General features: G+C 70.3%; 9 protein-coding genes. 3 read left to right on the forward strand and 6 right to left on the reverse strand.

Annotation, left to right across the window (positions count from 1 at the left end):
• Nucleotides 1-152: 152 nt before the first annotated feature.
• The 3 genes from BLQ39_RS04650 to BLQ39_RS04660 are packed head-to-tail and all read left to right on the forward strand — an operon-like array spanning nucleotide 153 to nucleotide 3,779.
• Nucleotides 153-1,466 carry a phosphoribosyltransferase gene (locus BLQ39_RS04650; protein WP_194088477.1) on the forward strand — a complete coding sequence of 438 codons (1,314 nt, stop codon included), beginning with the start codon at nucleotides 153-155 and terminating at the stop codon, nucleotides 1,464-1,466.
• Entirely contained in the window at nucleotides 1,463-2,773 is a 1,311-nt protein-coding gene (locus tag BLQ39_RS04655) for an erythromycin esterase family protein (protein WP_092322097.1), read from the forward strand. Before BLQ39_RS04650 ends, BLQ39_RS04655 begins: the two co-directional genes overlap by 4 nt.
• A gap of 10 nt (nucleotides 2,774-2,783) precedes the next feature.
• Nucleotides 2,784-3,779: a CapA family protein gene (locus BLQ39_RS04660; protein ID WP_092322098.1), complete on the forward strand. Its 996-nt coding sequence runs from the start codon at nucleotides 2,784-2,786 to the stop codon at nucleotides 3,777-3,779.
• A 39-nt stretch (nucleotides 3,780-3,818) separates the two neighbouring features.
• Here the strand turns inward: BLQ39_RS04660 and BLQ39_RS04665 are convergent, their stop codons facing one another.
• The 6 genes from BLQ39_RS04665 to BLQ39_RS04690 all read right to left on the reverse strand — a co-directional run.
• The gene (locus BLQ39_RS04665; protein ID WP_092322100.1) at nucleotides 3,819-4,667 is read right to left on the reverse strand and encodes an ABC transporter permease; all 849 of its coding nucleotides are present in this window, start codon (nucleotides 4,665-4,667) and stop codon (nucleotides 3,819-3,821) included.
• A 31-nt stretch (nucleotides 4,668-4,698) separates the two neighbouring features.
• Nucleotides 4,699-5,703, reverse strand: a complete 1,005-nt coding sequence (locus BLQ39_RS04670; RefSeq protein ID WP_241986925.1) for an ABC transporter ATP-binding protein — start codon at nucleotides 5,701-5,703, stop codon at nucleotides 4,699-4,701.
• Nucleotides 5,696-6,772: a LolA family protein gene (locus BLQ39_RS04675; RefSeq protein WP_174775335.1), complete on the reverse strand. Its 1,077-nt coding sequence runs from the start codon at nucleotides 6,770-6,772 to the stop codon at nucleotides 5,696-5,698. Before BLQ39_RS04675 ends, BLQ39_RS04670 begins: the two co-directional genes overlap by 8 nt.
• Before the next feature lie 98 nt (nucleotides 6,773-6,870).
• The gene (locus BLQ39_RS04680) at nucleotides 6,871-7,602 is read right to left on the reverse strand and encodes a YqjF family protein (RefSeq protein WP_092322101.1); all 732 of its coding nucleotides are present in this window, start codon (nucleotides 7,600-7,602) and stop codon (nucleotides 6,871-6,873) included.
• 2 nt (nucleotides 7,603-7,604) lie between these two features.
• Nucleotides 7,605-14,261 carry an OmpL47-type beta-barrel domain-containing protein gene (locus BLQ39_RS04685; RefSeq protein WP_092322103.1) on the reverse strand — a complete coding sequence of 2,219 codons (6,657 nt, stop codon included), beginning with the start codon at nucleotides 14,259-14,261 and terminating at the stop codon, nucleotides 7,605-7,607.
• 217 nt (nucleotides 14,262-14,478) lie between these two features.
• Nucleotides 14,479-15,502, reverse strand: a 1,024-nt coding sequence (locus tag BLQ39_RS04690) for an HNH endonuclease signature motif containing protein (RefSeq protein ID WP_143006460.1), incomplete at its 5' end; no start/stop codon positions are given.

Here is a 15,502-nt window from a genome sequence, read left to right on the forward strand (position 1 = left end):
GCCACTGACCTGATTGACCTGATCTGGTTCAGCGCACCTGATTCACGCCCGGGTCTGCCCTGCCGGCACTGGTGCACCCCCGCGCTCGGGACGATGATGTCCGCATGCCCCGCGCACCTGGGCGCGGGGCCCCACTTGGGAGGTGCAGGGCCGTGGTCGTGTTTTCTGACAGGGTGGCTGCCGGCAGGCAGCTGGCGGCACGACTGGAATACCTGCGCGGCGAGGATGTGGTCGTGCTGGGCCTCCCCCGCGGCGGCGTTCCCGTGGCGTTCGAAGTCGCCGAGGCCCTGAACGCCCCCCTCGACGTCATCGTCGTGCGCAAACTCGGCGTCCCCTTCCAGCCCGAGCTCGCCATGGGGGCCATCGGCGAGGGCGGAGCCCGGGTTCTCAACGACCGCGTGCTGCGGCAGATCCCGGTCACCGAACAGGAAATGCGTGCGGTGGAGGAACGCGAACGGGCGCTGCTGAACAGCCGCGTGGCGAGTTTTCGCGGCACACGCGAGCGCATCGCCCTGACCGGTCGCACCGCGGTCATCGTCGACGACGGCATTGCGACGGGGGCCACGGCGCGGGTCGCCTGCGAAGTCGCACGCCACCTCGGCGCCGCGAAGGTCGTCCTGGCGGTGCCGGTGGCGCCTGCGGACACCATCCGCACGTTCCCCGAGGCCGACGAAATCGTATGCATTTCGACGCCGGAATTCTTCGGCGCGGTGGGCGCCTTCTATCGCGACTTCTCGGCCACCGGCGACGATGAGGTCGTCTCCCTGCTCGAGGCCGCAGACCAGCGGATGCGCCGCACCCGGACCGACGCGCCCGATTTCGACGGCGACGTGCAGATCCCGCTCGGCGCCTTCGCCCTGGAGGGCCACCTCCACCTCCCCGAGCCCGCGACGGGCGTGGTGCTGTTCGCCCACGGCAGCGGCAGCAGCCGGCACAGTCCCCGAAACCGGTTCGTCGCCGAGGTGCTGCAGCAGGCCGGTCTGGGCACGCTGTTGCTCGACCTGCTCACGCCCGACGAGGAACTGGACCGGGCGAACGTGTTCGACATCGAACTGCTCGCACACCGGCTCGCCGCGGCGACACGGTGGCTGAAGAGCCGGCCGGATGCCGCGTCGTGCCGCATCGGCTACTTCGGGGCAAGCACGGGCGCCGGCGCCGCACTCTGGGCCGCAGCCGACGAGGGCGCCCAGATCTCGGCGGTCGTCTCGCGCGGCGGGAGGCCGGACCTCGCCGCGCCTCGGCTGGCCCAGGTGCAGGCTCCCACCCTGCTGATCGTCGGGAGCTTCGATCACACGGTTCTCGAACTCAACCGCTGGGCCCAGGCCCAGCTCACCTGCCCGAACGAACTGGAGGTCGTCGAGGGCGCCACCCACCTGTTCGAAGAGCCTGGTACCCTCAGCCAGGCTGCCTCCCTCGCCCGCGACTGGTTCGTGCGGCACCTCCTGCCCGGCGACGAGCCGACATGACGCTCGGCGCGCATCCGGGTGAGTCCGATGCGGCCCGGGAGATTCGGTCCCTGGCCCGCCCGCTCGCCGGAACCGACGACCTCGACCCGCTGGTCGAGCGGATCGGCGGCGCGCGCTTCGTCGGCATCGGCGAGGCCTCGCACGGCACCCACGAGTACTACCGGTGGCGATGCCGCCTGGCCCGGCGGCTGATCGAGGAGCACGGTTTCACCTGGATCGGTGTCGAAGGCGACTGGCCCGACTGCTGGCGGATCAACCGCTGGGTGCGTGGACAGGACGACCGGGACCAGGACGCGGACGGGCTGCTGTCCCGCTTCGAGCGCTGGCCGACCTGGCTGTGGGCCAATCAGGACGTCGCCGAATTCCTCACCTGGCTGCGCGGATGGAACGCCACCAGGCCTCCCGCGGAGGCCGTCGGTTTCTACGGGCTCGACGTGTACTCGCTCTGGGACTCGCTGAGCGAGATCATCTCGTGGCTGGAGGTGCACGAACCCGACGCGGTGCACACCGCCCGGCTGGCCTGGCGCTGTTTCATGCCCTACCGGCACAACCCGCACAACTACGCCTGGAGCACCCGCCTGGTGCCCGAGTCGTGCGAGCCCGACGTCGTCGCCCTCCTCGCCGAGGTGCGGCAGCGCACCCGGCACGGCGACGAGGACGCCTTCGCCGCGGCGCAGAACGCCGAGGTCGCCGCCAACGCCGAACGCTATTACCGGGTCATGATTCGCGGTGACCGCGAATCGTGGAACGTCCGGGACATCCACATGGCGGACACCATCGACCGGCTGGCCGAGCACCACGGGCCGCGATCGAAGGGCATGATCTGGGAGCACAACACGCACGTCGGCGATGCCAGGGCCACCGACATGACCCGCGACGGACTCGTCAACGTCGGCCAGCTCCTGCGCGAGCGCCACGCCGACGAGGGGGTGGCGCTGGTGGGCTTCGCCTCGCACCGGGGCTCGGTGCTCGCAGCCGGCGCGTGGGGCTCGCCGGAACAGGTGCTGACGGTTCCGGATGCCGGCCCGTCCAGCCACGAGGGCCTCCTGCACAACGTGCTCGGCACGGATGCCCTGCTCCTGTTCCCCGACGCCCGCGCCGGCCCCTGGCTCGGCGCGTGGCTGCCCCACCGGGCCATCGGCGTCGTCTACCAGCCCGGCCGGGAGGCCGGAAACTACGTGCCGACCCGGATGGGCAGCCGCTACGACGCGCTGATCTGGCTCGAGGAGACCACCGCGCTGGTTCCCCTGCACCATGAACCGCGTCAGGAAGAGCCCGAGTACGAAACGGAACCCACCGGATTCTAGGAGGCACGGGATGCTGATCGCCCTCGTCGGGGATGTCATGCTCGGGCGACTGGTCAATGACGCCCTGGCAGACGCCGAGTTCACCGGCGTCGGGCCCGCGTACCCCTGGGGCTCCACCCTCCCCCTGCTCGCAAGTGCGGACATCCGGGTCGGCAATCTCGAGTTCGTGCTGTCCGACGACGGCACCGCCTGGCCCGCGAAGGTCTTTCGCTTCCGTTCGGACACCCGGAACGTGGACAGCCTCCGGGCGGCCGGTTTCACCGTCGTCTCGCTGGCCAACAACCACGTGCTCGACTACGGCGCGGATGCCCTGCGCGAGATGCTCGACACGCTGGACGCGCACGGGATCCTGCACTCGGGCGCCGGGGTCGACCTCGAGCACGCCCGCCGGCCGGCCATCTGCCAGGCGGACACGCTCAGCGTGGGCTTCCTGGCCGTGACCGACAACGAGCCGGGATGGGAAGCCGAGGCGGCGGCACCGGGAGTTCACTACGTGCCGATCGATGTCGACGACGCCCGGGCTCGGGAGCTGCTGGACCTCGTGCGGCACACCCGCAGCCGGGTCGACCTTCTCATCGTCTCCGCCCACTGGGGCGGGAACTGGGGCTTCGACGTGCCCGGCGATCACCGCACGTTCGCGCATGCCCTGATCGACGCCGGCGCGGGCGTCGTGTACGGGCATTCGCCGCACATCGTTCGCGGCGTGGAGGTCTACCGGGACCGGCCGATCATCTACAGCGCGGGCGACTTCATCGATGACTATGCCGTCGACGAATTCGCGCGGAACGACCAGTCCTTCGTCTTCCTTCTGGAGACCGACGCCGGCATCCCCCGGGAGCTGCGCCTGTACCCCACGATCATCATCGACTTCCAGGCCCGCCTCGCCCGGGGCAGTGCGCGGGCGATCGCCCAGCGGATGCAGACGCTCTGCGGTGAACTCGGAACGCATGCTGCCTGGTCGGATGCCCGAACCTGCCTCGTGATCCCGCTCGGCGGCACGGCCTGACCCGGCCGGGAACCGGCCGGGCCGTGGCCGGATCCCGGGTCAGGACAGGATGTCCTTGGTCACGAACCGGCCGTAGGCGAGGGCACCGAAGACCGCCGCGTAGCCGGCCTGCAGCAGGGCGTTGTCGCCGAACGAGGTCCAGGCGATCGGCTGGCGCAGCAGGTCGGCGAAGTCGAGCCAGTAGTGGCTGAACAGCCAGGGGTGCAGCCACTCGAACTGGGGCAGGGCGCCGAGCACCTGGGCCACGACCGACAGCACGATGGTGGCGGCCATGGCGCCCACCGGTACGACGGTCAGGGTGGAGATGAACAGCCCGATGGCCGAGAGTCCGAGCAGGGACACGGTGACGTAGCCGGCCACCAGGAGCGATCTCAGGATGCTCTCGCCCACGCTGATCGTGTCGCCGGAAAGCAGGGTGACGGGCCCGACCGGGAAGAGCGCGGCGCCGATGAGCGCACCCGATGCCACGACCGTCAGGGTTGCGGCCAGGCAGAACGCCGCCGCTCCGGCGAACTTGACCAGGAGGAGCCGCACCCGCCCTGCCGGGACGACGAGGAGGTACCGCAGGGTGCCGAGGTTCGCCTCGCCGGCGATCGTGTCGCCGGCGACGACCCCCACGGTCAGCGGCAGGAACAACGGGATGCAGACGACGAGCGCGGTGATGCTCACGAAGAGCCCGTTCTGGGTGACGCGGTCGAGGAACGGCGGCCCTCGTCCGGGCTCAGGCGGCGACGACGACAACCGCACGGCCACGGCGATCAGCACCGGGACCGCCGCCAGCGCGAGCAGCATCGCCCAGGTCCGCCGGCGGCGGAACAACACGGCAAGTTCCGAGGCGAAGAGCGCCCAGCCCACGGACGGACGGGCACGCCGGATGCCCCCACCCACGTCCCTCGGACCACTCACCACACTGGGTCTCTCACTGGGCAATGTCGAACCCCTCCCCCGTGAGAGCGACGAATCGGTCCTCGAGGCTCGCCCGTTCGACCGTGAAGCCCCGCACCCGCACGCCGCCGGCGACCAGGGCCGCGACGATCGCCTCGGCCGGCCGGCTGTCCGGCGCGAGCGGCGCGCTGACCACCCCGTCGTCGTGGCTGTCGTCGTTGCCGTCGCCGCCGGCCCGCCCGGGCGGTTCCGTCTGCTCCGGCGCGAGCCCGAGCGCGGCGAGCACGCGGAGCGCGGCGGCGATGTCGGGGGTGCGCACGCGCACGCGCGACTCGCCCGCCCGCCGCAGCTCGTCGAGGGTGCCCTGGGCGACCAGGCTACCGACACTCATCACCGCGATGTGCGAGCACATCTGCTCCACCTCCGCGAGCAGGTGGCTGGACACGAAAACCGTCGTGCCCTCGGCCGCGAGCGACCGCACGAGGTTGCGCACCTCGCGGGTGCCCTGCGGGTCGAGCCCGTTGGTCGGCTCGTCCAGCACCAGCAGCTCGCGCGGCATCAGGAGGGCGTTGGCCAGCCCGAGCCGCTGCTTCATCCCGAGCGAATACGCGCCCACCTTCTTACCGGCCGCGTGGCCGAGGCCGACCCGGTCGAGCGCACGGTGAACGCGTGCTCGCCGGGTGGCCGAGGGGGCGTACCGGTCGGCCGAGTCGAGGCGGTGCAGGTTCGCCGCGCCGGAGAGGAACGGGTAGAAGCCGGGGCCTTCGACCAGCGCTCCGACGCGCGGCAGAACATCTTTCAGCCGGCCGGGCATCGTCTGGCCGAGCACGCTGACCTGCCCGCTGGTGGCCGCGGCCAGGCCGAGGGCCAGCCGGATCGTGGTGGTCTTCCCGGAGCCGTTCGGCCCGAGGAATCCGAACACCGACCCTCGAGGCACGGCGAGGTCGACGGCGTTGACGGCCGTCTGGTGGCCGAACCGCTTGGTCAGTCCACGGGTCTCGATCGCCAGTTCGACGGCGGGGTTCGGTTGCTCACCCACCGGCGGCTGCCGACTGCAGCCGTTCGACCGGGACCGATCCGACGTACACACGCCCGTCGTCGGTGATGAGAATGTTCAGCAGTGTGGTGGACAGCACCGCTCCCTCGTCCACGGCCTCCGTGGCCTGGGCGAACATAGGCGACTCGGTGAGCTCGGCGGGGGCAGATCCAGCGGGCAGCTCGATCACGGTGTCCCAGCCGCTTCCGCTGACCTCCCCCGGGAAGTCATCGTGGTCACCGTCGGTCTTTCCGTCCTTCGACGGGTGCTCGGGCAGCTCCTTCTCCTTCACCGTGGCACCAGGCGGCGGCTCGAACTCGAAGATGTCGGCATCCGGCGTCTCCAGGCTCAGCTCCGTGAACTCGAGCAGGAACGCCGGCTCGGTCTCGCCCTGGGCCGTGACCTGCACGCGCAGCGGCAGGCCGGTCTCCGAGTCGACCGCGATCGAGACGGATCCGACCAGGGTGTCCTCGGAACTGCGCGGGGTGAGCACGAGGTCGTAGGCCGTGCGTCCGGCCACCTCCGTGTCGTCATCGACGGTCACCTCGGTGGCTGGGTCGACCGCTTCGAGGAACTTCTCGGCCAGTTCAGCCGGCGTCGGTGTGTCGCCCGGCTTCGGGAAGTCCCCCTTGTCGTGCGGCGGGACGGCCACATGGGTGGCCGTGTTCTCCTTGGAATCCCAGAGCCACACGTCGTAGCCGTTGATGATCAGATCGCGCTCGGCCATCCGGTCCATCACCTGCACGCGTTTCTTGTCGTGGCCGTCGACGTAGACCCTCGCCGTGTGGTCTCCGGTGAGCAGCTCGAGCGCGGAGGCCGCCTCGTCGCCCCCTGCTGATCCGCCCGCTGATCCGCCCGCTGAGAGGTCGGGCAGGCCCAAATTGGAGGTCTGTTCGATCGTGCCGGAGAGCGAGTCCTTCGTGCTGTCGCCGATCAGCTCCAGGACTTCCTGCGGGGTCTTGTCGGGCAGGTCGACGGACGCGCCCGCCTGGAGCGGAACGGCCAGCGCGCCGGCAGTGATCACGGCGGTGACGACCGCGGCCGGAACCCAGCGGAGATACACGCGGGTCATGACATCCCCCCTCGACGAAAGCTACACATGCACACAGATTACGCCTGCCGCTCGCGGATGCCACGCCTTTCCTGCCGACTCTCAGCGTGAGGCGCAGGTCAGGCCACCACGCCGAACCGCGTGGTCACGCCCGGTGAGTAGAGCACGGATTCCGGTGGCCGCGAGGCCAGGCCGGGGAAGCCGGCGGCGGCGAGCAGGGTGTCGTCCAGGCTGGCCAGCTCGGCTGTGTGAAGCTCCCACGGTTCGTGGTGGTTGCGGAGCCGGACGGTGCGTCCGCCGACTCGAGTGAAGAGCGACCACCGTGCGGTGAGAAAGTCGGCCAGGAGGTCTCCCTCGACGCGCGTATCCCGCGGGCGAACGACAATGTCGGAGTGCAGCGATCCGGCCAGGTGCCTGCGCGCGCTGTAGTGGAACTCCCCCGCCGAGACGTCGACGCTCGTTCGGGACCACCGGTACGGCAGCGAAAACAACGCCCGGGCGGCGAGGACAGCCGCGAGGCGGGAGGCCTCGAGCGAGACAAAGACGACCCCGCGCCGGCCCAGCGCATCGACCGCGTAGAGTCGCACGTTCACCTCGACGAAGGAACCGAAGTAGGGCACCGGCGGGCTGCCGAACACCGTCGCCCGGTCCAGGACGAACGGGATCAGGCCAACCCAGCTCGTGCCCTCGAATTCGTCGGGGCGCAGGCCGGGCGGCAACAGCGGTGCCACGGCCGCCGCGTCCACCCTCCAGTGCAGGAACGCGACGTGGGACCAGCGCTGCGTCGCGGATGCCCGTCCGAGGAGCGGCGCGGCGATAGACGAGACGGGTTCAGCGGCGGCATCGGCCATGGTTACTTGCGCAGTCCGATGCTGACGTAATAGACCTGCCCGTCGTCCAGCCTGACGCCAATACCGTAGTAGTTGCCGCCGGCGGGTGTCTTCCAGTTGTAGATGTACTGGGTTCCGTCGACCCGGAATACCAGTCCGGTGTCGGCCGTGATGGCGTAGACGGTCTCGTCGATCGCCATGGTCATCGCCGCGCCCTTGACCGGGGTGAGCCAGACCGGCGCCGTGTTCGAGAGCACCGGGGTTCCGTCCGCCTTGCGCAGCTGGAACTTTGCCGGAATGGTGCTGCCGCCCTTGAAGACGCTGGTCGTGAGACCGACCTGGTGCGCGGTGTCGTTGATCGGCTGCAGGAACCCGTCGAAGCGATAGATCACCTGGTAGGTCCCGGTCGTCGTCACGGTATTGCCGGCGGCGTCGGTGGCAGTGGCGGTCCAGATGAACGTGCCGACACCGTTCGGGCGTCCGCCGGTCACCGTCACCGTGCAGGTTCCGGCGAGACCGGAGACCGCATCGGTGGCCGTGCAGGTCGCGGCAGGGGCCGCGCCGAGCAGGTAGAACCCGCTGGCCAAGTTGACGTTGGTGATGGTCGGCGCGGAGGAGTCGATCCTGATTCCTGACAGCGTGGCGGCGGCTGTGTTGCCCGCGTTGTCGGCCACCGTACGGGTGACCGTGTTGGTCCCGTTGTCGGTCAGCGTCACGTCGGCCGGGCAGGCGGCGATGCCGGAGAGGGCGTCGGCGCAGGCGAACCGCACCGTGACCGGCCCGGTGTACCAGCCGTTCGTGCCCTGGCTGCCGCTGACGATCGCGGCAGTGATGGTCGGCGCCGTCTTGTCCAGTTTCACCGTGGCCGAATCCCTGCCGATGTTCCCGGCGGTGTCGGTGGCCTGGCCCTGGATGGTGAGCCCGGTCACGAGAGTCTCGGTGCCGACGGTCACCGGGGCGGTCACAGACCCTGCCACGAGGCCGGAGCCGGCGTCGTCGTCCCGGGCCGAGAACGTGACCGTGACGTCGCTCTTGTTCCAGTCGTTGCCGTTCGGCAGCGGCGAGAGCAGATGGGAAACCGTCGGGGCGATATTGTCCCACTTGAGGGCGACTCCGCCGGCCGTCTCCCGGTTGCCGGCGTTGTCGACGGCGAAGTAGCTCACGGTGCCCGTGCCGCTTCCGGCCAGCGGCACACTGAGCGTCACGCTCGCGCCGGGCGCGACCTGCGGGTCGCCGCCGTCGACCGTGTAGTGGATCTCCCGGACCCCGGACAGCCCCGCCTGGTCGACGGCGCTGAGCACGACCGTCGCGTGGTCGCCGGTGCAGTAGTCGTTGGTCTTGCTGCACTGGTTGTCGGCCGTGGTGTCGGGGGCCAGGCCATCGATGTTGATGCCGCCGACGGTCAGGGCCGCACTGTCGTTGCCGGCCTTGTCGGTGGCCGGGCCGCTGGTGACGCTCTGCCCGGCTCCATTGCCGCTGACCACCCGGCTTGTCGGGCACGCGGCGATTCCGGACAGGGCGTCGGTGCAGGTGTAGCCCACGGTGACCTGGCCCTGGTACCAGCCGGCGTCACCGGGCTGAGTGGTCGCCTGGCCCTCGAGCACCGGGGCGGTGCGGTCGATCCGGATGCCCGTCACGATCGCGTGCTTCTCGTTCCCGGCACGGTCGGCCACGTCCGCCGAGGAGCCGAGGTCCGCTCCCTCGCCGAGGATCAGGCTGTCCGCGGGCTGCTGGGCGATCCCGGACAGGCCGTCGACGCCGGTCCAGTCGATTGTCACGTCGCCGCGGTACCAGCCGGCGCCGTTCGGGCCGGTCGTGGGGATGCCGGAAAGGGTCGGCGCGGTCTTGTCGATGCTGATCGGACCGACCGTGGCCGAGTTCGTGTTGCCGGCGACATCGGCCGTCGTGCCGGAGACCAGCTGGCCGGCTCCCTCGTTGGCGACGGTGCTGTTCGGTCCGCAGCCGGCGATCCCGGAGTCGGCGTCGTCGCAGAGGAAGGTCACGTCCACGTCTGTGTTGTTCCAGCCGAAGTCGTTGGCGACGGGCCTGGCCGAGCTGGCGATGGTCGGCTTCACGGCGTCCACGTCCACGGACAGGTCCCGCTTCGCCTCGGTGTTGCCGGCCTGGTCGACGCTCCAGTAGGTGATCGTGTGACGGCCGGTGGCCAGGTCGGTCAGCAGGGGCTGGCCGTAGGTGACGGCGGGGCCATCGTCGATCGTGAAGTAGGTTCCGGCGACGCCGGACCCGGAGTCAGTCGCCGAGAGTTCGACGGGAACGGCGCCGGTCAGGAACCAGCCGGACGCGGGGGCATCCGGGTTGATCACTGTGGTGACGGGAGCGACGCGGTCCACCTGGAAGGTGAGCGTGTTCACGCTCTCGACGTTGCCGGCGAGGTCGGTGCTCCAGAACGTCACGGTGTGCGTGCCCTGGCTGCCGACGGAGAGCGGGGCGGTGTATTCCGCCGCGTCCTGGCCGTCGAGGCTGTAGCGCGTCGTGTCGATTTGGGATACGTCGTCGTGGCCCTCGAGGGTCACCGACACGAGACCGGTGTACCAGCCGTTGGGGTTGGTGCCGGACACGTGGGCGCTCGTACTCGGCATTTCCTGGTCGATGCGGATGCCGGGCACGGTGCCGTAGGCGGTGTTGCCCGCGATGTCGGTTGCCGTGCCGCCCGCCGTGTTGGTCCCGTTGTCGGTGAGCGTCACGTCGCCGGGGCAGGCTGCGACGCCAGAGAGGGCGTCGGTGCAGTCGAAGTGCACCGACACCGGGCCCAGGTACCAGCCGTTGGCACCGGCGGTCCCGGAGGCGATCCCGCCGATGATGCGCGGCGCCGTCTTGTCGAGCCGGACCGTGACAGCGTCGGTGCCCACGTTGCCGGCGGTGTCCTCCGCGGAGCCGGAAACGAGGAGCCCCGCCAGCGGGGTCTCGGCGTCGACGGTCACCGGGGCCGTCACGCTTGCCACGCCGGATCCGGGATCGTGGTCCGTCGCGGTGAAGGTCACCGTGACGTCGCTCCTGTTCCAGGTGCTCGCGTTCGGCATGGGCGAGAGGGTGTGGGACACCGTCGGGGCGATGTTGTCCCATTTGAGGTCGACGGTGTTCGCGGCTTCGGCGTTGCCGGCGTTGTCGACGGCCCAGTAGCTCACGCTGCCCGACCCGCTGCCGGTGAGGGGAACCGTGACGGTCGCGGCAGACCCGGCGGCCACCTGCACGGCGGCGTTGCCGATCGCGTAGTGGATCTCCCGGACGCCGGAGAGCCCGGGCTGGTCGTCGGCGCTGAGCACGACCGTGGCCGTCTGGCCCTTGCACCAGCCGTTCACCGCGGAGCACAGGTTGTCGGCGGTGGTGCTCGGGGCAATGCCGTCGATGTTGATGTCGCCGACGGTCAGCCCGGGGTTGTCGTTGCCGGCCTGGTCGGTGGCCGGGCCGCTGGTGGCGCTCTGGTGGGGGCCGTTGCCGCTGACCAGTTCGCTGGTGGGGCAAACCGCCACCCCGGACAGCAGGTCGCTGCAGGTGAAGTCGACGGTTACCTGGCCCCGGTACCAGCCGGCGGCATTGGGCAAGGTGGTCGCCTGTCCCTCGATGACCGGGGCGGTGCGGTCGATCTTCACGCCGCTCACCGTTGCGGACGCCTCGTTCCCGGCACGGTCGGACACGATCGCGGAGGCGCCGAGGTCGGCGCCCTCGCCGGTGATGACGCTGTCGGCCGCCTGGTCCTCGATGCCGGACAGAAGGTCGGCTCCGGTCCAGTCGATGGTCACGTCGCCCCGGTACCAGCCGGCACCGTTGGCGGCGGTCGTGGCCGCACCGGAGAGCGTCGGCGCGGTCTTGTCGATGCTGATCGGGCCGACCGTGGCCGAGTTGGTGTTGCCGGCGACATCCGCCGTGACGCCCTCCGCGACCTGGTCCGCGCCCTCGGCGTCGAGGGTGACGTCGGGGCCGCAGTCGACGGCCGGGTTGATGCCGGAGACGGTATCCGTGCAGGTGAACGTGACGTTCACATCGGTGTTGTTCCAGCCGAAGCCGTTGGCGGCCGGGGAGGCCTCGCCGGTGATCGTCGGGCGGACCGTGTCGACCCAGACGGTCGTCGACCGGACAGTCTCGGCGTTGCCCGCGACGTCCACGCTCCAGTAGGCGATCGAGTGAGAGCCGACCGACAGTACGGCCTCAAACTCGTCGCCGCCGTAGGTGTAGGTGGGTCCGTTGTCGATGGAATACTGCGTCGCGGCGACGCCGGAGTGGTCGTCCGTCGCGGAGAAGGCGACCGGGATGCCGCTCGTCACGAACCAGCCGCTGGCCGGCGAGATCGGGTTGATCACCGTGGTGACCGGGGGCGCGACGTCGATACGGAGCGTGATCTCGCCGGTCGCCGCCTCGAGGTTGCCCGCAACATCCGTGCTCCAGAAGGCAATGGTGTGGGTTCCCGCTGTAGTGAACGTGAAGGGGGCGCCGTAGCCCTGCGTTGCTCCGCCATCGACGCTGTAGAAGGTGTCGTCAATGCCGGAGAGGGAGTCCTGACCGGCCAGGCTGACCAGGACGCCTGCGGTGTACCAGCCGCTGGCCGGGGCGACCGGGACGCTGGCGCTGGTCGTCGGGGCGGTGCGGTCGATGGTGATCCCGCTGACGGTCTTCGTGGCCGTGTTGCCGGCCACATCGGTGCAGGAGCGGGTGGAGCCAAGGTCGTTCCCTTCGCCGTCCACCACGTCGTCCGTGGGCGGCGTCGCGACCCCGGAGAGCGCGTCGGTGCAGGTCCAGTCGACGGCCACATCAGCGGTGTGCCAGCCGGCCGGGAAGGAGGCCGTGAGAACGGGCGCGGTCTTGTCGACGTTGATGCCGGTGAGCTCGGCGCTCGCGCTGTTGCCCGCGGCGTCGGTGGCCGTGCCGGAGGCCGACTGGTTCTCCCCCTCGCCCAGGATTCGGGCGGCAGGAGAGCTCGCGATTCCGGAGAGGGCGTCTGCGGCTTCGAAGGACACCGTGACGTCGTCGCGGTACCAGGCCGCGCCGTTCGGTGCGCGGTCGGCGCCGGCGGTGACCGTCGGCGGCGTCTTGTCGATGCTGACGACGGCGGTGTTTCCGGCGGAGTTGCCGGCGTTGTCGGTGGCGGTTCCGACAACCTGCTGCGACGCCCCCTCGGTGCTCATCGTGGCCGGTGCGGTGCAGGCGGCGATGCCGGATCCCGAGTCGGTGCAGAGGAAGGTCACCGTGACGTTCGCGTTCGTCCAGGCGCCGTCGCTGTAGCCGACCGGGGTGAAGGTGTGGCCGATGCTGGGTGCGGTCTTGTCGATCTTGACGTGCGCGGTGCGCGTCTCCTCGACGTTCCCGGCGAGGTCGGTGCTGTGGAAGGTCACGGTGTGGTCGCCCTCGGCGGCCAATGTGAAGCCGGTGCCGCTCTGTTCCGGGCCTCCATCGACGGCATACGAGGTGGATGCGACGCCGGAGAGGTTGTCACCCGGCGAGAAGGACACGGTGACGGTTCCGTTGGTCCAGGTGTTCGAGGTTCCGCTGATGCCGGTCGTCGGCGGCGTCCGGTCGATCCTGACGGCCGGGCTCGTGGCGTTGCGCGTGTTGCCGGCCAGGTCGCCCACGCTGGCGCCGACGGTGAGTCCCGTTCCCTCGCCCGAGATCGTGCTGGACGCGGGGGCGGCGCCGGCGATGCCGGACAGCGCGTCGGTAGCGGTCCAGTCGATGGAGACGTCTCCGCGGTACCAGCCGGCGACGTTGGGCTGGGTGGTTGGGGCGCCCGTCAGGGACGGCGCCGTCTTGTCGATGTTGATGCCGGTCACGCCCGAGGTGTTGGTGTTGTCGGCGTTGTCGACGGCGGTCCCGGGGACGGACTGGTTCGCGCCCTCGGCGGAGAGGACGACGGACCCGCCGCCGGTGCAGGACTTTATTCCGGAAAGTGTGTCAGCGCAGGTGAATCCGACGGTGACGTTGGTGTTGTTCCAGCCGGCACCGTTGGCCGCCGGGCTGCGGTTGGCGTCGATGGATGGCTGGGTCTTGTCGAGCCTGACCGTGACGGTTCCGCTTCCAGGGTTGCCCAGCCGGTCGGCTGCGGTGGCTGTCTTGACGGTGCCGGTGACTGCCGTGTTCGCGTTGACGGAGTCCGTCGAGGGCGTGGGTGCCGATGACATGCCGGAGCCGGCGTCGCTCGCGGACCAGGTGATTCCGACGTTCGCCTTGTTCCAGCCGGCCGCATTGGGTGCCGGGGCAAGGGTACCGGTGACGGTCGGACCGGTGTTGTCGAGTGTGTACGAGCCCTGGGCCGAACTCGACGGGCCGGTGCATTTGCCTTGCGCGTTGACGTTTGGTGAGGCGGCGGCGGTCACCGTTTGGCTTCCGTTTCCCGCACCGGCGGTCGTGGTGAACGTCCAGCTTGTCTTCCCTGTCGCCGACACGTCGCCGGCGGCGAACGCGCCGACGACCTCGACGCATTTCGTGTCGCTGCTCGTGGTGACGGTCAGTGTCAGCGCGCCGCCCTGCCTGGCGTAGAGGACTCCCCCGACCGACACCGTCCCGGTGCCGCCCGAGAAGACAGCACTGTTCGCGGTCGACGCGAACGCTGGCGGGGCGCCCAGCAGCCCGAGCACCAGCGCGAGCGTGGCGATGACGGCGAGCCGGGCACGAGTGCGGCCCCCGGAGAAAAAGCGTGCACGAATGGGGCTGCCGCCTGAAACCTGCATGGGGTCCTCCGGGTATGGCAGGCTTCGGGTCCCTGCCAAGGCCCACAGTCTCTTGGCGGAGTTGTCACCCGGTCAAGGGGGGTCAAACCCCCCATGCAGGGGGTGCCCGTGTCCCCCTTAGGGGGTAGACATCATGCCGGGGTGTGAGATTTGCTCATGCGGCTTCGACGTCGACTGCGACGACCCTCAGGGACCCTCCTGGGCCCAACTGCCCCCTCTACTCCTCGCTGGCCGGGCCGTCGGGCGCGTCGACTTTACGTCGGAGTTCGGCGCTGATGGCGGTGCCGATGATGGTTTCGGATTCGGTCACGTAGGTGTGGCCGGTCGGGGTTGTCCAGGTGAGGGTGCCGGTTCCGTCCTTGGCCTGGCTGACTTTCCAGCCGGCCTCGTGTTTGAGGGCGTGGCTGGCGGGGCAGAGGTGGGCGAGGTTGTTGTGGTCGGTTCGTCCGCCGAATGCCCAGTCGAGGCCGTGGTCGATGTCCGAGCGGCTGGCCGCCCGGCTGCACCCGGGGTGCCGGCAGGTGCCGTCCCGCACCTGAAGCATCGTGCGGAGCGACGCGGGGATCGTGTACCGGTCCCGGCCGACCGAGAGCACCGCGCCGGTCTCCGGGTGGGTCAGGATCCGCACCGCGCTCGGACACTTCGCCGCCAGCGCCCTGGCCGTGTCCGGATCGATCGGCCCGTACCCGTCGAGGCTGCCGGGCTCCTCGGTCACGCCGAGGAGGGTGAGCATCGGGACCGTCACGATCAGGTTCGGCCGGAGCCCGCCCAGGCTGCCGGCCGCCCCGGCCGTCTCCGTGCAGCCGGGCTCCGTGCCGCCGGCCTCCGTGCAGCCGGCCTCCGTGCAGCCGGCTTCCGTGCAGCCAGTCTCCGCGCAGCCGGTCTGCAGGAGCAGGTCGCGGAACACGTCCGCGCGCAGCTGGGTGAGCGTGCGCGGCTCGTCCGGCCCCTGCAGGGCGATCGCCCGGTCCGTCACCTGGCCGTAAACGCCGAGAGCGTCCGACGCCGGCAGGTAGGCGCTGAGCCAGCCCATCCCGTCGCGGGCCGGGTCGAACCTGAGCGCCCGGTCGGCCACGCTCCGCACATGCCGGGCCGTGATCGACTCCGGATCGATCCTCTCCCGCAGCTTCCTCGTCTTCCTCTCGAACTGCGACGCCGTCAACCGGCCGGCCGACGGCAACGCCTCCTGCTCCAGCTGCCGGGCCGCCGCCTCCGGAAGTCCCGCGGTTTCGTTGACGAGG

This window comes from Cryobacterium psychrotolerans (genome assembly GCF_900101115.1).
In the GTDB taxonomy this organism is placed as follows: domain Bacteria; phylum Actinomycetota; class Actinomycetes; order Actinomycetales; family Microbacteriaceae; genus Cryobacterium; species Cryobacterium psychrotolerans.

Coding starts and splice junctions, on each gene's coding strand:
- BLQ39_RS04655 (WP_092322097.1), top strand. CDS start 1,463: ATGACGCTCGGCGCGCATCCGGGTGAGTCCGATGCGGCCCGGGAGATT.
- BLQ39_RS04660 (WP_092322098.1), top strand. CDS start 2,784: ATGCTGATCGCCCTCGTCGGGGATGTCATGCTCGGGCGACTGGTCAAT.
- BLQ39_RS04675 (WP_174775335.1), bottom strand. CDS start 6,772: ATGACCCGCGTGTATCTCCGCTGGGTTCCGGCCGCGGTCGTCACCGCC.
- BLQ39_RS04680 (WP_092322101.1), bottom strand. CDS start 7,602: ATGGCCGATGCCGCCGCTGAACCCGTCTCGTCTATCGCCGCGCCGCTC.
- BLQ39_RS04685 (WP_092322103.1), bottom strand. CDS start 14,261: ATGCAGGTTTCAGGCGGCAGCCCCATTCGTGCACGCTTTTTCTCCGGG.